This is a genomic window from Cellulophaga baltica, assembly GCF_018861125.1.
GTDB lineage: Bacteria > Bacteroidota > Bacteroidia > Flavobacteriales > Flavobacteriaceae > Cellulophaga > Cellulophaga baltica_A.
The window spans coordinates 191,316-212,756 of record NZ_JAHKQN010000029.1; the positions used below are offsets into that span (position 1 = coordinate 191,316).

Genomic DNA, 21,441 nt, shown 5'->3' on the forward strand with positions numbered 1-21,441 from the left:
AAATTTTTTTTTGAATACTTTTTTCAATTTTATTATTTATTATATTGTCAATTTTTTGATTAAAAAGAATCCTTTTTTTAAATTTTTCGCACTTAAAATTAAGTCTTATTAAATTATATGTAATATTTGGATTTGTGTTGTGTAGGTAAAACACTGTTAAATTAAAACCAACAAACGACAACAAACGTTTGTAAATGAAAGTAACTGTTTCTTAACCGAATGATTTTTGGTTAGCGATTTAGTTTTGCAGTGTCCGAAACAATGGTGTTTCTGATAATCTTAACTGTTAAATAATAAAATTAAAATTATGAACGCACTTAAAAACAGAGTACAGTTGATTGGTAATTTAGGAAATGATCCTGAAATTGTAAATTTAGAAGGAGGAGCTAAACTGGCAAAATTTTCAATTGCAACAACAGATAGTTATAAAAATGCAAAAGGAGAAAAAGTTGACGATACACAATGGCATACTATTGTTGCTTGGGGTAAGACTGCTGATATTGTTGAAAATTATTTAGTAAAAGGGAAACAAGTAGCTGTTGAGGGTAAACTAATGCATCGTTCTTATGAAACCAAAGAAGGAGAGAAAAGGTATATTACTGAAATTAGATGTAATGAACTTTTGATGTTAGGCAAATAAGTTACACTTATAAAATTTTAAAGCGACCTATTCAGGTCGCTTTTTATCTTTTTAGATACAAAAAGCCTTGAATTCTAAAATTTTCTTCCCCTGCATAAACAAGATAAAAATAGACACCTTCAGGTAAACCTTTATCTCTATTTAATGCTGATATAGGTATACTTACTTTACCATTAAATTCATCGTAATAATTTTCTTGTTCAAAAACTTTCAGTCCATTTCTATCAAAAATTAATAAACGATTACTGTCATAATCTTCTAATTCGGGTATCAAGAGAAAATCATTAATACCATCACCGTTTGGAGTTACAATGTAATGGTATCCTTTATTTGTAACCGGTTTTGTAGTTTCTAATATGCCAAAAGTTATTGCACTGTACTTATCAGGAAAAAATAATTCTGAAGTAATAAACCCTTCTTCAATATTTCCTATACGTTCGGTAGCACCAAGATCAACCCATTGGTTTGTATCTTTTTTAAAACCTACAACCGTTATATTATTTTCATCGTTTGTTAATTCTTCTAAATAACTTCGATCATCCCAACCAATGGTTATTAACGTGGTCGCATTGCCTTCTAAAATCCAATATTCTGCATTGCTGATTAAAAGTAATTCTGATTCGCTATCTAATGAGTCTGAAAAATTTAGATTTCCATTTTCATAAAAAAATGCAGTTTTAAAAAAAGAGGTTCTTTTTTTGGTATCAATTTTCAATGGTCTTAAATACGATTCATCACCAATAGGGAAAAGAAAACTTTGTTTGTTCGTAATTGATATATAACCATTTACTTTTGAAAAGTTGGATTCTCCATTATAAAATGAATCTGATATGAATTCCAGCGAAGTAGTGTTCATTAATTTTGGGGTTATAAAATCTCCAAAAATAAAATTCGTATTATTACTAACTTCCATTGGTATTTGAAGTAATACACCTTCTTCATTATAAATTTCTAAATCATAAAATTTAGGTGAGAAAGTACCTGATACTGAATTTAAAGAGCCACCATAAAACCCTGCAAGTCCGCCAAAATTTTCAAAAGAACCATCATTTTCGAGTGAGGAATAAAAACCGATTCTACCATTAGAATGTATTTCTATATCACCAAAGTTTCGGAACGTTTGTGCTTTTCCAACTAGGGTTACAAGCAAGTAAATTGTGAATATGAGCATAATTTTTCTCATAGAATCAAAAGTCTAACACGGTAAAATAAAACGTTCTATCAGCATATACGTCAGCTCCAAGCATACCAGCTTCCTCATGTAAAATTGCTATACTAAATGTTGTTGTTGTTTGTGCTGTAACGTATATATTTATTTTGTTTGTTCCTGTTTCTAAAACACTTAATTGTATTGGGTAGTTGGCATTTGATTTTGTTGTTGTAAATGTTAACGTATATCTGCCAGTATTTGTTTTAGTAGCAGCGCTTATACCTCTTGAAGTAATTGTATTATTTGCAGGAACTACTGTTCCGTATGCTTTTAATGGACTATTGTAATACGCACCACCATCGGTTCCTGCAGTTATATTGTTGTTGGCATCGACACTAATAATATTTACCGATTGTGAGGTGCCGTTTTCACTATTATGAGTGATTACGCCAGTACTCGAATTTTGAGATATAGTAGTATTAGTTTCTGTAATACTACCACCACTTTTATCAAGTGTAATTGTACTTCCAGTTTTTGAAATTGTTTGAATTTCGTTTAAAGAGTCAGCATCATCATCATCAACATTTAAATTTATAGTATTCCCTGAACTTATCGATATATTACCTGCATCACCTGTCGTTGAGAGTGTTTGATTGCTAGACGTAAGGTTTGAAATATCAATCTCAATAATATCACCGTTAGCTTCAACAGCTAATAGGTTAGTTGCCGTTCCAGAAATACTGCCTGTTCCATAATTAGAAAAACGAACGGTGCCACCGTCAATCTCTAATTTAGCATTTGGGGAGTTAGTACCAATACCTAAACGAGCGTTAGTGTTATCCCAAAATAAATTAGCATTGTCTTGATCAGGATAATTATCAGAGTCTGAAAAAAAAATTGAACCAGGTATGCCTGTATAATCTAGACTTAACCATGTAATGCCATTCCAAATTTTTGGTCGTGTATTTTCACTATCAGATACATCAAACCAAATATCATTTTGAATAGGATTCGTAGGTGCAACTATAGCAGTAGTGGTAGTGTTATTATTTACGGTAACAACACTACCTTTTTTATTAATTGCTTCAACTTTTTGCGCAACAATATGATAGCTAGCCATTATTGCGAAAAAAAAGATTAAGCTTTTAAAATTGAAAAGCATACAGAAGCATTATTTAGTTTAATTGATTTTATTTTATGTATTGTACTTCTACAATGTCACCAGCATAAACAGAATAATCATTTTCAACTAATGTTACGGTTGATGCTGTTACAGTATAATCTACATTAGCTATTAGTTTGGCACCATTTCTATATACCCAAACTTGACTAAATGTTGGTAATATAGGAGAACCAGTTAGTGGGTATGCTGTTTGGTCGGCAATAGCAGTAAAAGCTTCTTGTCCACTTTGTATAAGATCTGTAGCTAATAATTTTTTCGTTGCACCCGTAGACTCATCTCTTACAAGAATTGTATAGCCAGTTCCTGTTCCTGCATCAGATTCAGTTGTAGCATCGGTAGAAGCTAGTTCTGTAGCGGCGTCAATTAATTCTATTCCGTTAAGGCCAAATATATTACCATCAACATCAATATAGGTGTCATTAGTTAAAGCTCCACCTAATTGCCAAGTAGTCGTAGTAACATCATCAGTCGTATTTGATAACATAGTAATTCCATTTTGTGATTGTAAATATTTGATAGTTCCCTTATTATCAATCACACGTACTGCACCTGCAGTTGTTGTAGTACCAGGATCAATATCACCTTGTTTAGTTACATCACCTGTTGTCTGTTGAGCACTTACAACTAAACCTGTAAACATGATAAGTGTAAGCGCGAAATTTTTAAATCTTTTTTTTGTGAGCATTTTTTTGAATTTTAAATTGTTAAGAATATTTATTGTTATAGAATTTGTACGATACGTATTTTGTCATTTTGGTAACAAACAATGTCACTTTGTAGTTGTATTGTGTTTTCATTTATTGTAGTAAAATCTATTCTTATTCCATTTCTATAGATTTCAATTTTATCACTATCTACAATCGGTGAGGGAGTATTAAATTGTACTTGCCCATTTGTAGCTATGATAACTACTTGTTCTTGCTCGGTTGTAGCATTTTCACCTTCACATAGACTTTTCCATTCACCCCCACTATAAACATACACGCATTCATAATCTGTATTGTATACTAACGCACCATTTAAGGGGATAATTTGTAACATTTCAGAATCATTAACTCTAGTTAAAACAAGGGCCATGGTTTTACTTTCTAACTCTAATAATGATGCACTATCAATAGTACTTACATCATCACCAATTTTTACTTGTGAATAGGCAGAAAAAGCAAACGCAAATAATATTAAAATTAATGGGTACGTTTTCATAACAATCGATTTATGAGTAATCAAATAACTGTAAAATTATTTTTCAGAAAAAAATATATTACGAAATGTACGAAAAGTATTACAAAAAAACAATTCGTGTTGTAAGTTATATTTATTGAAAAGCTTACAATTTATCGTTACTAACCAGTTGTTAAACTTGTAGACTTAGCTATTTGTTTATAGTTATTATTTTAAACCAATTTGATAGATAATTAAAAGTAAATTTCTTGTGCTAATCTAAAGGTATTTGCATGTGCATCAATTATTATTTTGATATCTGGTGAATAGCCACCGCCCATGCTACATTGAACAGGAATTTTTAAATCATGACAAGTTTTTAATACAAATTCATCACGTTTTTTACAACCGTCAATAGTTAAGGCTAAAGTTCCTAATTTATCACTAGCTAAAACATCTATACCTGATAAATAGAATATAAAGTTAGGATTTACTTCTTTAATTAATTTAGGTAAGGTTTTGAATAAGGTTTCTAAGTAAAAAGAATCTTCTGTTCCTTTTTCAAGTTCAATATCTAAATCAGAAACCTCTTTCTTAAAAGGGTAATTACTTTTTCCATGCATAGAAAATGTAAAGATACTATTGTCATTCTTAAAAATTTCAGCAGTTCCATTTCCTTGATGTACGTCTAAATCTACAATCAAAATTTTTTCAGCTAATTTTAATGATTGTAGGTATCGTGCTCCAATTGCTTGGTCATTCAACATACAAAATGCCTCGCCATGTGTGGAATATGCATGATGTGTTCCTCCAGCAATATTCATAGCAATACCGTTTTCAATTGCAAATCCACACCCTTTTATAGTTCCATCTGCTATTATTCGTTCTCTTTCAATCAAATCTTCAGAAAGCGGAAACCCTATTTTACGTGCTGCTTTCTGACTAATTTTTATATTTAATAAATCATAAAAATATTCAGGATCATGAACGGCTAAAATATGTTTATCATTTGGTATTTCAGGTTCAAAAAAATTAGCCTCAATGCATGTACCTTCATGCAACAATTGTTGAGGTAGCAAATCATATTTTTCCATAGGGAACCGATGACCGTCTGGTAACGGATGTTTGTAAATAGGATGATAAGCTATTTTTAACATGGTGAATTAGATATCCTTTTTATGCAATTTTAATTGAATACGTTTACGGGCAACATCAATACTTATAACCTTAACTATTATTTGTTGTTGCAATGTTACATGAGCATTTACGTCTTTTACAAAACTGTCTGATAAGTTTGAAACATGTATTAAGCCACTTTCTTTAATACCTATATCAACAAAGCACCCAAAATTGGTAATATTGTTTACAATACCAGGTAATAATTGTCCTTCATGTAGATCAGTTATTGATTTTATATTTTGATCAAAAGTGAAAACTTTAGCTTTCTCACGCGTATCTAACCCAGGTTTCTCAAGTTCTTTAATAATGTCTTGTAAAGTAGGTAACCCAATATGATCAGTACAATAGGTATTTAAATTAATACTTTGTAATGTAGTTTTATTTCCGATTAAATCAGTTAGAGATATACCTTTATCTTTTGCTATTGTTTTTATCAATGAGTAACGCTCTGGATGAACGGCAGAATCATCCAATGGATTTTTAGCATCTTTAATTCGTAAAAAAGCGGCGCCTTGCTCAAAAGCTTTACCTCCTAAACGAGGAACTTTTTTTATGTCATTTCTACTCGTAAAAGCTCCATTATCATTTCTATAATTCACGATATTTTCTGCTAGTTTAGCGCCAATTCCAGAAACATAACTCAATAGTGAAACACTTGCTGTATTAATATTTACACCAACCGAATTCACACAACTTTCAACAACAGTATCTAACGATGTTTTTAATTTAGATTGATCAACATCATGTTGGTATTGCCCCACACCAATAGATTTTGGATCTATTTTTACTAATTCAGCTAAAGGATCAGCAAGTCTTCGACCAATTGAAACTGAGCCTCGTACTGTAACGTCAAAATCAGGGAATTCATCACGGGCAATTTTAGAGGCTGAATAAATTGATGCTCCAGCTTCGTTAACAACATAAACTTCTACAGGAGTTTTAAAATGAATTCGTTTTATTAACTGTTCCGTTTCTCGTGATGCAGTACCATTTCCAATTGCAATAGCTTCAATTTTATACGCATCAGTAAGTGAGCTTATTTTTTTTATAGCTCCAGCGCTATCATTTTGTGGTGCATGAGGGTAAATAGTTTCATTGTGTAATAAATCACCTTGAGCACTTAAACAAACTAATTTACAGCCTGTTCTAAACCCTGGATCTAATGCTAAAATTCTTTTTTCGCCTAAAGGTGCGCCTAATAATAATTGCTTTAAGTTTTTTGAGAATACTTCTATAGCGCTAGCGTCGGCTTTTTCTTTAGCATTTTTTAGAGTTTCATTTGATAATGAAGGGTAGAGTAGGCGTTTGTAAGCATCTTGTATAGCCAATTGAATATGTTGAGCACATTCATTTCTCGACTTTATAATGCGCCTTTCAATTTTTTCTAAAGCATTATCATCATCAATTTCAATTTTTACACGAATAAACTTTTCATTTTCAGCACGTAGTATAGCTAATAATCTATGTGAAGGGCAACGGTTTAAAGATTCGCTCCAGTCAAAATAATCACGAAACTTTTGAGCCTTTTCATCGTCCTTTTTAGTCCCAATTACTTTGGTTGTAATTTGTGCAAAACGTTCTAGTTGATTTCTTAATTGATTACGAATATCAGTGTGTTCATTTATCCATTCTGCAATAATATGTCTTGCGCCTTCTAAAGCCTCATCTTCATTTTCAATAGTATCGTTTAAATACTGTGAAGCAATATAATCTACTTCATCAGTATTTTGAGCCATGATTATTTTAGCCAAAGGCTCCAAACCATTTTTTATAGCAGTTTCAGCTTTTGTTTTTCTTTTTTTCTTGTACGGAAGGTATAAATCTTCAAGGGATACTAAATCTGGTGCTTGTTCAAACTTTTTTTGAAGTTCAGGAGTTAAAGAGCCTTGTTCATCAACTGCTTTAATAATAGTTAGCTTACGTTTTTCAAGAACTTCAAATTGGGCTTTATAGGTAACAATGCTTCCAATTTCAACTTCATCTAAATTGCCAGTTTTTTCTTTTCTATAACGAGAGATAAATGGAATGGTACAATCTTGGTCTAATAGTTCAATCGTATTTTGAACATTTTTTTGGTTAAGTTGGGTGTGCTTAACGATGTAGGAAATTAGTTGCATGCTATTATAAAATTTAAAACCTGTACAATATAGAAAACTGTACAGGTTTTAAATCAAATTTTATAAATAGATTAAGCAACTTTTTTCATTAAATCAAAACAAGGGCATTTTTTACAACGCTTCTTTTCAGATTTTTTATACTTCTTACAGCATTTGCTTTTCACATTATCAGTTTGCAATGTAACTGTTTTATGTGCTTTTTTTAAAGCTTTTAGCTCTTTCTTCTTTTGCTTTTTCTTGCCCAAAACAACCTATAGTAAAAGTTATGTAGGTCAAATATATTTATTTTTAATAAATCTAAATAAGATTAATTGTTAAATTATTGAGGTGTATCTATTGAAGCAGAGGTAATTGTAAGTTGTTGGATGTCTCTATCAAACAAATAAAGTCCACCTTTATCATCACCAATAAGGTTTATTTTATCTAAAATTGTACGAGCCATAGCCTCTTCTTCAATTTGTTCAGATACATACCATTGTAAAAAGTTATGCGTTGCATAATCTTTTTCTTGTAATGTAATATGCACTAATTCATTAATACTTTGTGAAACGAAAACTTCGTGTTCAAAAAGTTTTTCAAACATTTCTTTAAATGAATTGAAGGTAACATTAGGTTCAGAAAGTTCAGACACCTTTGCATGACCACCACGTTCGTTTACAAACTTTACCAATTTAAGCATGTGATCGCGTTCTTCTTGTGATTGATCGTACATAAAACCAGCAACCCCTTCCAACCCTTTAACTTCAGCCCAACAAGCCATTGCTAAATAAATTTGAGAAGACTCAGCTTCTATTCTAATTTGATCGTTAAGTGCTTTTTCTATATTTTTTAATAACATAATTTTCTTATTTATATAAAGTTACAAATTAATTGATGGTTTCGCCATTGGAAACTCCATCTTCATCAGGGTTGACAAAAACTAATTTTCCATTAGCATTTTCAGTCATTAAAATCATTCCTTCACTTTCAACACCACGTAATGCTCTTGGTGCAAGATTTACTAAAACGGTAACTTTTTTACCAACAATATCTTCTGGTTTAAAACTTTCAGCTATTCCAGAAACAATAGTACGTACATCAATACCTGTGTCTACTTTTAAAACTAATAGTTTTTTAGCTTTTGGCATCTTTACAGCTTCAATGATAGTCCCAACACGCATGTCCAATTTAGAAAAATCATCAAAAGTGATGGTGTCTTTTTGTGCTACCACTTCTTTGTTAGCGTTTTCATTTGCTTTTTTAGTAGCTTCTAACTTATCTAATTGCGCTTGAATTGTTTCATCTTCTACTTTAGAAAACAATAACTCAGCCTTACCAATTTGATGACCTGCAGGAAGTAATATTTCTTTTTCAGAAACATCATTCCAGCTATTCTCATCATTTGTATTTAATATGTTTTTTAATTTAGATGCAGTAAATGGTAAAAATGGCTCACTTAAAACTGATAAAGCACTTGCAATTTGTAATGCCACAAACATAATTGTTTTTACACGCTCTTCGTCTTGTTTAATTACTTTCCAAGGTTCTTCATCGGCTAAGTATTTATTACCTAAACGCGCTAAATTCATTAATTCCTGTCCTGCTTCTCTAAAACGGTAACGTTCTATTGAACTTGAAATAATCTCAGGGTATTTTTTTAAAGTTGCCAAAGTCTCTAAATCAATTTCAGAAAACTCATTAGGTGTAGGAATAACACCTTGATAATATTTGTTACTTAAAACAACTACACGGTTTATAAAGTTACCAAAAATAGCAACTAACTCATTATTGTTTCTGGCTTGAAAATCCTTCCAAGTAAAGTCATTATCTTTTGTTTCAGGTGCATTTGCTGTCAAAGTATAACGCAAAACATCTTGCATGTCAGGAAACTCTTCTAAATACTCATGTAACCAAACAGCCCAATTTTTTGAAGTAGAAAGTTTGTTACCTTCTAAATTCAAAAACTCATTTGCAGGTACATTTTCTGGCAATATATAACCACCATGTGCTTTTAGTATACTTGGGAAAATAATACAGTGGAATACAATATTATCCTTACCAATAAAGTGAACTAGTTTAGTGTTTTCGTCTTTCCAATATGGCTCCCAATCTTTTCCTTCACGCTCAGCCCATTCTTTTGTTGATGATATGTAGCCAATAGGTGCATCAAACCAAACATAAAGTACTTTGCCTTCACCACCAGGAACAGGAACAGGAATACCCCAATCTAAATCACGAGTTACAGCTCTTGGTTTTAAACCGTCATCAATCCAAGATTTACATTGTCCGTAAACATTAGGTTTCCAATCGTTTTTATGATCTTCAAGTATCCATTTTTTTAAAAACTCTTCGTGTCTGTCTAAAGGTAAAAACCAGTGCTTTGTTTCTTTTAGTGTTGGTACTGCACCAGTAATAGTAGATTTGGGGTTAATTAAATCTGTAGCATTTAAAGTAGACCCACAGCTTTCACACTGATCACCATATGCTTCTTCATTACCACATTTTGGGCAAGTACCTATTACAAATCTATCTGCTAAAAATTGTTTTGCTTCAGCATCGTATAATTGTTTTGTAGTTTCTTCAATAAAATCACCTTGCTCATACATTGTCTTGAAAAACTCAGATGCAGTTTCGTGATGAATAGGTGCAGAGGTTCTAGAATAATTATCAAAAGTAATACCAAAATCAACGAAAGATTTTTTAATGATTGCATTGTATTTATCAATCACTTCTTTAGGAGTTATACCTTCTTTTTTTGCTTTCATAGAAATAGCAACTCCGTGCTCATCACTACCACAAACAAAGGCAACATCGTTACCGGTAAGGCGTAAATATCTGCTGTAAATATCTGCGGGAACATAAACACCTGCTAAATGGCCAATGTGAATTGGTCCGTTAGTATAAGGTAGTGCTGCTGTAATGGTATATCTAGATGGTTTTTTGGTGTTTTCTGACATTATATTTATTCTATTTGCCTGCAAAAATAAAGATTTTTAACTGAGAGGTATCCTTTTAATTTAATTCTAAGGTGTTGAATTTTAGATTTGAACACAATTATAGGTTTTTTCTTACGTTTTTAATTTATAAGATATATATTATGAGCAATAAAAAACCATTAAAAAATTTAGATTTCAAACTACCAACTGAAGAAAAGGAAGAGGATATCACTCGTTTATACAAAGACAAAAATCATAGAGTAAAAAAAGAATTATCTTTTAAAACACCAAAAGATAAACCAAAACTAACATAAATGAAAAACCCTTTTAGTAGCAACACTAAAAGGGCCAGTCAAAGCATAAGTAAGCTTATAGTTGCATTAAGCGACCATAATAGATTTACTCATTTTTTTATCCTGAACTTGAATTTGGTATATGTATTTACCAGTGGATAAGAATTTAGGGAGGTTTTCTCTGATGTTTATTTCAACAGAATCTGATGTCATTATTTGGTTGTAAACCGTACCAACATTTTGACCCATTATATTATACAATTTAATATCAACGTGTGCTGTAAAAGGCATTTCTAAATGTATGTATGGTGTTTGTTTTGTTGGGTAATAAGGTTCGTGGGTTATCGCGTTTAATAATTCTTGCGAAGGATTTTCGTCAACTACAGCTTCCTCGTCAGAAGTTGGTATTATAGGTTCTTCATCACTATAGGCGATATCTTCAAAAGTTTCGCCACTGCAATTAAAACCTAAATCAATTGCTTTGTAGGTGTGACCTAAAAGATGTTGTTCAACTAAAGTTCTATCAACACAAAGCCATTCTGCTAAAACAGTACCGTATAGATCTCTAAAATCCATAGTGTACTCTAAATTTCCTCTTTCATTTGGGTCGTCTAATGAAGGATGTTCCCCCACAAAAGCACTACCATTTAATCCTGAACCAAAAAATAAAGTCGGAGCCGCTTTACCGTGGTCAGTTCCATTAGAACCGTTTTCGTAAATACGTCTTCCAAATTCAGAATACGTCATGCTCAATACTTTATCATCTTGACTAGTAAAAGCTAAATCTTCATAAAAACTATTAATAGCTAATGATAGATTTGTCATTAATTCCTCATGAATTAGTGGTTGATTGCTATGTGTATCAAAACCACTCATTGAAATCATATAAACTTTTGTGCCAAGATTACCTTTTATCAGTCTTGCTAAAATAGCTAACTGTTTTGAGAAACTATTGTCTTGATACTCAACATCATTTTGTCCTGCTTCGTAAGCATCATGTATAGTGCCTGAATATTCATAAGTAGTGTTTGCAACACCTCTTAAAAACTTTAATTGATCGCCATACATACAATCACCAAATAGACTATTGTCAGGATCAGCAATGGTATATTGATCTCCAGTTTCTGCGATTTGTTCAAGTTGATCTACATTACTAGTTACAAAGGCATAATTAGTTTCATTACCTTGAAATACCATACTACCATATTGTCCAATTTGTATTGCAGCAGGCGAGGCTGGTGGATTAATTAAATAATCACTATAAATATTTTCAAAATGACGGCCCATCCAACCCGTGTTTTCACCAGAAAAACCTGTAGTTGTTAAATCGGTATTCGAAAAAATATCATCACCCGTAAAGTGTGATAAACTTTGACTCTCATACCCAACTCCGTGAACAGCTTTAAATTGGCCTTCACCCCACATGCTTTCTAGAGACTTCATGTAGCTTGGTACGCCGTAAGTGTCTGTAAGTTTTAATATTTTACTTTCAGGAATATAAATATTTGGTCTTGCATTGGCGTAAGCATCAAATTGCTCTACTGGAATAACGGTACTTAAGCCATCATTACCACCAGAAAGACGAATTAATATTACAATTTTATCAGTCTCTAAATCTGCAATAGCAGAAGTTAACGGTGAGGCTGTTGATGCACTAAGAAAATTACTGCCAAGCATCATTGAACCAGAACCTACTAATCCCATAGCTTGTAAGAACGAACGTCTGTTCCATAATTTATGTTCTTGGTCATGACCTTCATGTTCTAATCCTTTATGAGGAGATGTATTATGAGTATCGCACATAGTTGTAGGTTTATTTTAATTGGAATTCAGGTTGTCTTATGATGTGAAGTAGTAAGTTGTAAATTTGTTGTTTTGATGAATCTGCATAATTATACAAAGTCCAACTGCTATCTCCGTCAGGAGAATAGTAATTAGCTAAAGAATCATCTCTAAAAACATCTAAAGCTATTTGTAGCTGATCATCAGCGATACCTTTTGGTAACATTTTATTTAAAATTGCTGTGGCAACCACATCAGGATTATTTTCACCTGATGCATTTGGAGTTAATGCGACTGCAAAATCAAAAAACTCTTCGTCATTATTTTCGTAGAAAATTTCTAAAAACATTTCACATGAGAGCCAACGGCCAATCATATAATTGTTATTAATCCATTGTCTATTTCTATACCAACCTTCAACACCTGGTTGGTTAAATACTTCTTGCCCTAATAATTCACTTGTACTGTAAACATTAGCAAGAATACTGTCGTCGTAAGTAAAGCCAGTTTCGTTTATTAAATTTAAGAACATGTCAAACGGGCTTTTAATGATTACGCCTATAGCTTCATCATCAAAAAAGTGTTCACTTTTAAATAGTTGTGAAAGTACTGGTGCTATTTCAAAATCATTAGCTCTAAAAGTTGCGGCTAATTCATCAATTACAGCGGCTGCATTTCCATTGTTTTCTAAATCATCAGAATCTGGGTGAACAAAAAATTCATATAATTTTTTGCAAATGTACCAGCTTGATTCTTCACCTCTTTCGGTAAATAAATTATCTATAACACCATCATAGTCAAAGTTTGCTGTTTGTCCGAAAATTGTTTTATCAGTAGCATCAAATTTAGATTCGTCAAAAAGAACTGGCGACCATTGAATATCACCTCTTTCAACATAACCTGTTAACGCTCTTGCGGTTTCAATAATATCGTCTTCAGTATAATTGTTACCTTCTCCTAAGGTAAATAGCTCATATAACTCACGAGCATAATTTTCATTAGGATTCCCCGAATTATTATAAGCTCCATCTAAATAATAAAGCATGGCATTATCTAAACCAATTTCACTTGTAAATGTTTTAAAATTACCAATAGCATTGCGTTGTAAGCAATTTGTATAACCAAACAAATAGGTAGGTGCATTATAATTTCTAACCTCAGTAACAAAATGATTACTCCAGAAAAAACTTAAACGATCTCTTAAATTGTTAGTAAGTATTGCTGTTGTATAGGTAAGTCTCCATTCTTCAAGTTCGGCATTTACAATAGGATTTCTGCTGTCACTATCTTCAGGATAATTACTTCTATCCCAATAAGCCCATTCTGGTTCTGTTGTAGTAGGCATATTAATAGCCTCGTTAATTAATTCATCAATTACTGCACTAGCACTTCGACCAACGGCTGCATTTATAGTTTCAATAGAGGCACTTAAGCCTAACCTTCTATAAAGGTGTTGTGCTTTGTTTGCATCTAAATTTCCACTAAAAGCGGTCAGTGATGCATTATTGCAATTCATGAAATATTCCATATTTTAATAAAGGTTTAGTTCAAATTTGGGGAATTTGAGAGCTTTCTTCGACGAAAATTTTGTTATTAAATGTTATTAACCTTAATTCATAACTCAATAATCGCAATAAAATTACGTAGGAAGTAGTGTTAAAGACGTTATAACACCTATTTTTTCGATGAAATGCACTTTGAGTGAAAAAAAAATAAAAATTTATGGCAGAACATAATGATTTTGGAAAGCTAGGTGAGCAATATGCTGTTGAATTTTTACAAAAAAACGGGTACGACATTAGCTATAGAAACTATAGATATTTGAAAGCTGAGGTGGATATAATTGCACAAAAAGAAAATGTATTGGCAATTATTGAAGTTAAAGCCAGAAGCACTAATTTTATTGACAATGTAGCAGATTTAATCCCTCAAAAGAAAATTAAATTATTGGTTGCAGCAGCTGATCATTATGTGACTTCAAATAATTTAGATGTGGAAATAAGGTTTGACGTTATTTTAGTATATAAGAAGAATAACAACTTTAAAGTGGAGCATATTGAAGATGCATTTTATCATTTTTAAATATTTGTTTTATTTATAACAATTTGTTATATTTGCATCACACAATAATCATCCATGAAAACAATATCATCCGTAGTTGAGAACTACATCAAAAAAAAACCATTTTTACAGAGTGCTTTAGCACAAGGAATTATTAACCTTACTTCATTATCACGAATTGTCAAACCAGAGATTGAGTCAGAATTAGGAAAAGACATTCGAAACGGAGCCATTGTCATGGCTTTAAAGAGACTTTCTGACGATTTAGAGTTTAGAGCAACTCACAAAATCATTAAAGTCCTTAAAAATATAGGTGAAATTACAGTACGTTCCTCGTTAACTGATTTCACTTTTTTATTATCTGATTCTATCTTAGAAAATCAACGTTTACTACTTAAAGAGATTAACAAAGACAAAGATGTATTTTATACTTCTTCAAGAGGGGTAAATGAATTAAACATTGTAGTTAGTAATAGTCTTGATAAAACTGTTGAAGAATTATTTCAAGTAGAACGATGTACCCAAAAAGCAGAAAATTTATCTTCAATTACAGTTAAGTTACCTTCTGAAAATGTAACAGTACCTGGTATCTATTACTTTATTTTCCAACGTTTAGCGTGGGAAGGCATTGTATTGTACGAAGTAATATCAACCACAAACGAGTTTACAATTTTAGTTGATGATGAGCATGTGGATATTGCTTTTAAAACTATTAAAGATTTAAAAACTTTATAAAAATATATAAGCGGTTAGTAGATTTTGTCTAAAAATTCTACTACCGCTTTATCATCTTCTGGTTTAGCAATAATCTTTTTGTCTTTATCTAAAACATAATAGGTTGGAGTAGCATGAATATCATAAAGTGCAGCATATGTACTATCCCATTTACCTAATGAAATAGCATGTTCAAAAGCAGTAAGTTTTGCAATAGCTGTATCCCAAGTATCCGTGCCATCTTCTAAACCAACAGCTACAACTTTAATTCCGCTTTTATCTTTAAGCTCTTTATGTAAAGCTGGTAATTCTTTTAAACAATGTCCACAAGTACTGCTCCAAAAAATTAATACGTAGTTTGTAGCACCTTCTAATGTGCTTAATTTTTTTGCTATTTTATCACTCTTCCAAGTAATTTCAGGAGCAATTTCCCCTAAACGAAGACGGTTGTGTGCTTCAATTGCAGCTTTAATTTCTATATTTTCTGTTTTAACTGCTAAATCTTTTAAAGTAGCATTATAAATATAATCTGAAACATCGTTATAACCATATGCTACTGCATAATTCCATAAATTGTTATACAATTGAAATTTAAAATTAGCAGCGGTAGTATCAACATATTTATCTAAAGTCTTTACATTTTCAATTATAATTTGCTCTTTTTCGCCTTTTGTGACTTCTTTTAAAGGTAAGGCACTAAAAACATAATTAGTAGATTTATCAGTTAAAAAATTAGAACTTTTTAATACTGAATTACTAAAATCTAAGGCATTAAAATAGTTTTCTTTTTTATGTGCTACATAATCTTGAACCGTTTCTAATTGAGTCGGGATGTATGGTTTGTTTGACGTTATAAAATTATGAGCCATTAAACCTTTCGATTTCTCTTCGTAGTTTTTTTGAACAGCAGTAAGCTTTGCAGTTATTTTATTAAATTTTGATTTATTTAATCTATCGTTCGAATTATAGAAATCAATAATTTCTTTTTCGGTTGATGCTAGTTCACTCAAATAAGTGTTCAAAACTATATTTTCTTCAGATTTTTTAAAAGAGGCACCATTGTCTACATTAAAATTGAAAACGATGTCTTCTTTACCATTGTAGATAATGTCAAAATTATATTCTTCCTGAGGTACGGCATAGACAATTCTGTAAGTTCCAGGCTCTTTATTTTCTGGTATTGTTAATGAAAATGAACCTTTATCAATCTTTGAATCCGCTACATAAACTTGAGTTCCTTCTTTTAAACGATACGCAATTAACCATGTGAAATCTTCAGCAGGTGAAAATGTTCCGGAAATAGTATGTTGTGCATTTATATTTAATGTTACTAATGTAATAAGTACGAATAATATCTTCTTCATAATATTTTTTTTGCAAAAACCGCTCCAAATTATTTTGATGCTTCTTTTTCTTTTATTTCTAATGGTTGTAATGATAAATATGCTTTATCAATAGAACGAATGTTTTCAAAAACTAATAGCAAACGTAAGCCATTTCGCGTTTGCTTTTCTTTTATTTTACAAAGTTTAGGATGTGCTTGTACAAATTGCAAAACCTTTGTAAAGGTGCTACTTTGGTAAAATTCTGATTGCTGGTCGCTTATAAAATACCCAATCATCTTACCTTTTTTCATAACTATTTTTTCTAAACCAATTGAATTTGCAATCCATTTTATTCGAACAGAATTTAAAAGATCTTCAACTTCAATAGGTAACTCACCAAAACGATCTATTAATTGAGCTTCAAAATTTTTGAGACCTTCTTCATCTTTTATAAGGTTAAGTTCCGTGTATAAATTTAAACGTTCCGTTATGTTGTTTACATAATCATCAGGAAAAAGAATTTCAAAATCAGCATCTATTTGTGTTTCTTTTACAAACACTTTTTCTTGCTCACCTTCAATTTCTTCGTATAAATCTTTAAACTCATTCTCTTTTAATTCATCAACAGCTTCTACTAATATTTTTTGATAAGCATCAAAACCAATATCATTTATAAATCCACTTTGTTCACCACCTAATAAGTCACCCGCGCCACGAATTTCTAAATCTTTCATTGCGATATTAAAACCACTCCCAAGTTCAGAAAACTGCTGTAATGCTTGTATTCTTTTTTGAGCATCGCTAGTCATGTTATGAAATGATGGTGTAATAAAATAACAGAATGCTTTTTTATTACTACGACCTACACGTCCACGCATTTGGTGTAAATCACTTAACCCAAAGTTATTGGCATTATTAATAAAAATGGTATTTGCATTAGATACATCAAGTCCACTTTCAATAATTGTTGTAGAAACTAGAACATCAAATTCACCATTAATAAATGAAAGCATTAATTCTTCCAGTTTTTTACCCTCCATTTGACCATGACCAACACCAACTTTAGCATCAGGAACCAAACGTTGTATTAAACCAGCAACTTCTTTAATATTTTCAATTCGGTTGTGAATAAAAAACACTTGTCCGCCACGTTGTACTTCATAACTTACGGCGTCACGAATGGTTTCTTCTGAAAAACGAATGACTTCACTTTGTATTGGGTATCTATTTGGTGGAGCAGTATTTATTACTGATAAATCACGAGCCGCCATTAAACTGAATTGTAATGTACGAGGTATTGGTGTTGCTGTAAGCGTAAGTACATCTACATTTTCTTTTATAGATTTTAGTTTATCTTTTACAGATACTCCAAACTTTTGCTCTTCATCAACTATTAATAATCCAAGATCTTTAAATTGCACTTTTTTATTCACCAATTGGTGCGTACCTACTATAATATCAACTTTACCTTCAGCTAATTTTTCAAGTGTTTCTTTTTTCTGTTTTGCAGTTCTAAAACGGTTTAAATAGTCAACAGTTACAGGTAAATCTTTTAATCGTTCACTAAAAGTACGGCTATGTTGAAAAGCAAGAATAGTAGTTGGGACTAACACGGCAACTTGTTTACCATTTGCTACAGCTTTAAATGCTGCACGAATAGCAACTTCCGTTTTACCAAAACCAACATCACCACAAATTAAACGATCCATTGGTCGTTCACTTTCCATGTCCCGTTTTATATCATCTGTAGCTTTACTTTGGTCTGGTGTATCCTCATAAATAAATGAGGCCTCTAATTCATGTTGCAAATAACCGTCAGGTGCATATTGAAAACCTTTCTCTAGTCTCCTTTTTGCATATACTTCAATAAGATTAAAGGCTATTTTTTTAACTCTAGATTTTGCTTTCTCTTTTACTTTTTTCCAAGCACCAGAACCTAGTTTATATATTTTTGGTGGAGCGCCATCTTTACCATTGAACTTAGATATTTTATGTAGTGAATGAATACTTACATACAATACATCACGCTCACCGTAAACTAATTTAATTGCTTCTTGTTTTTTACCTTCTACATCTATTTTTTGAAGCCCACCAAATTTTCCAATTCCGTGATCCATGTGTGTAACATAATCACCAATTTCTAATTTGTTTAACTCCTTAAGGGTAATGGCTTGTTTTTTTGAATAGCCATTTTTAAGGTTGAATTTGTGGTAACGCTCAAATATTTGGTGATCAGTGAAACAAGTTATTTTCAAGTCAACATCAATAAAACCTTGGTGTAAAGAGAAAACAACTGTTTTATAATGTACTTTTTGCCCAACTTCATCAAAAATATCATGAAAACGTTGCGCTTGTTGTTCTGTGGAACAAAATATATAGTTTTCAAAACCTGCTTTTTCTTGTTCATTTAAAGTATCGATAAGTAAATCGAATTTTTTATTAAATGAAGGTTGCGGCTTTGTATTAAAGTCTATTTTTTGAGATACTTGGTAATGTTCGGTATTAGCAGTAGTTAGTAAATCAAAGGTTTGCAGTTCTTTTTTTAATAAATCAGAATTTACAAAAAGGGTTTCTGGTTTTGAGTGTTTTATTTCTTCAGATAGTTTGCTAAAAGCATCTTTTGCTTTTTCAAAAAAACTGTCCAAACGGTCTAAAAGAACACCAATATCATTACTAAAAATAATAGTTTCAGAAGTAATATATTTTAGAAAACTCTGTCTTGTTTCATCAACAAATTTGTTTTCTACATTTGGAATTATCGTAATCTTAGTTACTTTTTCTTTTGACAGTTGTGTTTCTACATCAAAAGTTCGGATACTATCTACTTCATCACCAAAAAATTCAATTCTGTAAGGTTCATCATTCGAAAATGAAAAGACATCGACAATACCACCACGAACAGAAAATTCACCTGGTTCCGTAACAAAATCAACACGTTTAAATTTGTACTCAAAAAGCACTTCATTTAAAAAGTCAAGTGATAAAGAATCCTCAAGTTTAATTTTAAGAGTGTTTTTATCTAGTTCTTTTCTTGTAACTACTTTTTCAAAAAGAGCATCAGGATACGTAACAATTATTGCTGGTTTTTTACGAGAATTTATGCGGTTTAAAACTTCAGCACGTAACAACACATTCGCATTGTCAGTTTCTTCAATTTGATATGGTCTTCGGTAACTTCCAGGATAAAAAAGCACATCTTTTTCACCCACTAATTGTTCTAAATCATTTAAATGGTAAGCGGCTTGTTCTTTATCATTAAAGACTAATAAAAAAGGCTTGTCAGCTGTTTTAAAAGCATCTGATAAAACATATGATAAGGATGACCCTATCAGTCCGTTTAATACAATTAAAGTTTTATTTTCTTCAAATTTAGATATGGCAGTTTGCAGTAACTGCAATTGCGGAGACTGTGCGTATAGCTGTTGAATATTGTTTTGGCTCAACTTTAAACTTTTGTACAAATATAATCATAGAACTTAAATGCTTTGCGTTCATTTTTAATCAATATGAATCAATTATTGTCTTATAAAAACTAGAAATTGTGAATTATAAAAAAGATTAGGCAATGGCAAATAAAAAATACGACGTTTTTGTTATCGGTGGAGGCAGTGCAGGGCAAGCAGTTGCAAATTCTTGCGCAAATGAAGGACTAAAAGTAGCAATTACAGAAAAACGAGAATATGGTGGCACATGCCCTTTAAGAGGCTGTGATCCAAAAAAAGTACTATTAGCTTCAACCGAAGTTTTAGAATTAGCAACTGATATGAAAGGAAAAGGAGTTTTAAATATACCTGAATTTTCTTGGAAGCAAATGCAAAAATTTAAAACATCATTTACAAAACCAATCCCTAGTGGTTCAATTGATAATTTAAAAGATAATGGGGTAGATATTTATGAAGGGAATGCTTCTTTTTTAACGGAAAACACGTTAAGTGTTGGTGATAAAATTATTGAAGCCTCTAAAATTGTAATTGCGACTGGTTTAAAACCTATAGAATTACCAATTGATGGAGCTAAGTATATGAAAACGAGTGAGGATTTTTTAAGTTTAAAAAAGCTTCCTAAATCTATGGTTTTTGTTGGCGGTGGTTATATTGGGATGGAGTTTGCTCACATAGCGGCACGTTGTGGCGTAAAAGTTACTGTAATTCATTCACATGAAAAACCATTAGATGGTTTTGATCCTGATTTAGTTGATAAACTTATAGCGTATTCCAAAGAACTTGGAATTAAATTTATACTTGACGCAAAAGTTGACAAGGTAGTAAAAGGGAAGAAAAAGTTTAAAGTACACTTCAATACTGATAATAGTAAAGCCGAACACGTAAAAGCAAAAATGGTATTTAATACCGCTGGTCGTGTGCCAAATATTGAAAGTTTAGCAGTCGAGAATGGTAATGTTACAGAAGGAAAAAAAGGATTAGCTGTAAACGATTATTTGCAAAGCACGACAAACAAGAGTGTTTATATTTGTGGTGATGTTTCTGATCACGGCTTACCGTTGACTTCGATGACAGGTCCTGAATCTAAAACGGTAATTGCTAATATTGTAAATGGAAACAAGACTAAAATTGATACACCTGTAATACCATCAGTTGTATATACATTGCCAAATATGGCATCAGTTGGTTATAGCGAAGAAGAAGCAAAGAAAAGATATAAAAATGTCATTGTAAATTTTGATATAGCAACAGATTGGTTTAATGCGGGTAGAATTAATGCACCACTTTATGGATTTAAAATAATTATAAATGAACGTACCAATGAAATTGTTGGTGCACATATTGTTGGTCCGCACGCCGGAGAAACAATTAATTTATTTTCAATGGCAATAAAAATGGGAATGACTACTGACGATGTTAAAGAGGTCGTATTTACTTACCCTTCTTGGTCGTACGATTTAAATAAAATGTTATAATTA

The 21,441-nt window shown here is 31.6% G+C and carries 17 protein-coding genes; 5 read left to right on the plus strand and 12 right to left on the minus strand.

Going from position 1 to position 21,441, the window contains the following annotated elements; all coding sequences use genetic code 11:
• Nucleotides 1-307 precede the first annotated feature (307 nt).
• On the plus strand, nucleotides 308-640 hold the full coding sequence (locus KO500_RS15000; protein ID WP_215957376.1) for a single-stranded DNA-binding protein: 333 nt from the start codon (nucleotides 308-310) through the stop codon (nucleotides 638-640).
• Between the two features lie 43 nt (nucleotides 641-683).
• Here the strand turns inward: KO500_RS15000 and KO500_RS15005 are convergent, their stop codons facing one another.
• From KO500_RS15005 to metG, 8 genes are all read right to left on the minus strand, one after another.
• Complete coding sequence (locus KO500_RS15005) at nucleotides 684-1,823, minus strand: gliding motility-associated C-terminal domain-containing protein (protein ID WP_215957377.1); 1,140 nt, start codon at nucleotides 1,821-1,823, stop codon at nucleotides 684-686.
• A gap of 4 nt (nucleotides 1,824-1,827) precedes the next feature.
• The gene (locus KO500_RS15010; protein WP_215957378.1) at nucleotides 1,828-2,910 is read right to left on the minus strand and encodes a hypothetical protein; all 1,083 of its coding nucleotides are present in this window, start codon (nucleotides 2,908-2,910) and stop codon (nucleotides 1,828-1,830) included.
• 70 nt (nucleotides 2,911-2,980) lie between these two features.
• A complete protein-coding gene (locus KO500_RS15015) occupies nucleotides 2,981-3,658 on the minus strand; it encodes a hypothetical protein (protein ID WP_215957379.1) in 678 nt (225 codons plus the stop codon).
• A gap of 35 nt (nucleotides 3,659-3,693) precedes the next feature.
• Nucleotides 3,694-4,176: a hypothetical protein gene (locus KO500_RS15020; RefSeq protein ID WP_215957380.1), complete on the minus strand. Its 483-nt coding sequence runs from the start codon at nucleotides 4,174-4,176 to the stop codon at nucleotides 3,694-3,696.
• Nucleotides 4,177-4,388: 212 nt separating this feature from the next.
• Nucleotides 4,389-5,291, minus strand: coding sequence for a histone deacetylase family protein (locus KO500_RS15025; RefSeq protein WP_215957381.1), 903 nt, complete (start codon nucleotides 5,289-5,291; stop codon nucleotides 4,389-4,391).
• 6 nt (nucleotides 5,292-5,297) lie between these two features.
• Nucleotides 5,298-7,430, minus strand: a complete 2,133-nt coding sequence (locus KO500_RS15030; RefSeq protein ID WP_215957382.1) for a Tex family protein — start codon at nucleotides 7,428-7,430, stop codon at nucleotides 5,298-5,300.
• A gap of 319 nt (nucleotides 7,431-7,749) precedes the next feature.
• Nucleotides 7,750-8,268 carry a ferritin gene (locus tag KO500_RS15035; protein ID WP_215957383.1) on the minus strand — a complete coding sequence of 173 codons (519 nt, stop codon included), beginning with the start codon at nucleotides 8,266-8,268 and terminating at the stop codon, nucleotides 7,750-7,752.
• Between the two features lie 28 nt (nucleotides 8,269-8,296).
• Nucleotides 8,297-10,366, minus strand: coding sequence for a methionine--tRNA ligase (gene metG, locus KO500_RS15040; RefSeq protein WP_215957384.1), 2,070 nt, complete (start codon nucleotides 10,364-10,366; stop codon nucleotides 8,297-8,299).
• A 140-nt stretch (nucleotides 10,367-10,506) separates the two neighbouring features.
• Between metG and KO500_RS15045 the strand changes: the two genes are divergently transcribed.
• Nucleotides 10,507-10,659 (plus strand): hypothetical protein, encoded by a 153-nt coding sequence (locus KO500_RS15045; RefSeq protein WP_215957385.1) that lies wholly within the window; start codon nucleotides 10,507-10,509, stop codon nucleotides 10,657-10,659.
• A gap of 66 nt (nucleotides 10,660-10,725) precedes the next feature.
• Here KO500_RS15045 and KO500_RS15050 read toward each other — a convergent pair whose 3' ends face one another.
• Both KO500_RS15050 and KO500_RS15055 read right to left on the minus strand, forming a co-directional pair.
• On the minus strand, nucleotides 10,726-12,441 hold the full coding sequence (locus tag KO500_RS15050; protein WP_215957386.1) for a DUF1501 domain-containing protein: 1,716 nt from the start codon (nucleotides 12,439-12,441) through the stop codon (nucleotides 10,726-10,728).
• A gap of 10 nt (nucleotides 12,442-12,451) precedes the next feature.
• Nucleotides 12,452-13,936: a DUF1800 domain-containing protein gene (locus tag KO500_RS15055; RefSeq protein ID WP_354668443.1), complete on the minus strand. Its 1,485-nt coding sequence runs from the start codon at nucleotides 13,934-13,936 to the stop codon at nucleotides 12,452-12,454.
• Between the two features lie 206 nt (nucleotides 13,937-14,142).
• Here KO500_RS15055 and KO500_RS15060 point away from each other — a divergent pair, with 206 nt between their 5' ends.
• On the plus strand, nucleotides 14,143-14,502 hold the full coding sequence (locus tag KO500_RS15060) for a YraN family protein (RefSeq protein WP_215957388.1): 360 nt from the start codon (nucleotides 14,143-14,145) through the stop codon (nucleotides 14,500-14,502).
• Between the two features lie 54 nt (nucleotides 14,503-14,556).
• Nucleotides 14,557-15,216 carry an aspartate kinase gene (locus KO500_RS15065; RefSeq protein WP_215957389.1) on the plus strand — a complete coding sequence of 220 codons (660 nt, stop codon included), beginning with the start codon at nucleotides 14,557-14,559 and terminating at the stop codon, nucleotides 15,214-15,216.
• A gap of 14 nt (nucleotides 15,217-15,230) precedes the next feature.
• Here the strand turns inward: KO500_RS15065 and KO500_RS15070 are convergent, their stop codons facing one another.
• Together KO500_RS15070 and mfd are read right to left on the minus strand one after the other, a co-directional pair.
• On the minus strand, nucleotides 15,231-16,559 hold the full coding sequence (locus tag KO500_RS15070; protein WP_215957390.1) for a TlpA family protein disulfide reductase: 1,329 nt from the start codon (nucleotides 16,557-16,559) through the stop codon (nucleotides 15,231-15,233).
• A gap of 29 nt (nucleotides 16,560-16,588) precedes the next feature.
• Nucleotides 16,589-19,963: a transcription-repair coupling factor gene (mfd, locus tag KO500_RS15075; RefSeq protein ID WP_215957391.1), complete on the minus strand. Its 3,375-nt coding sequence runs from the start codon at nucleotides 19,961-19,963 to the stop codon at nucleotides 16,589-16,591.
• A gap of 122 nt (nucleotides 19,964-20,085) precedes the next feature.
• On the opposite strand from mfd, the gene KO500_RS15080 reads away from it, so the two are divergent.
• Nucleotides 20,086-21,438 (plus strand): dihydrolipoyl dehydrogenase family protein, encoded by a 1,353-nt coding sequence (locus KO500_RS15080; protein ID WP_215957392.1) that lies wholly within the window; start codon nucleotides 20,086-20,088, stop codon nucleotides 21,436-21,438.
• Nucleotides 21,439-21,441: the final 3 nt, after the last annotated feature.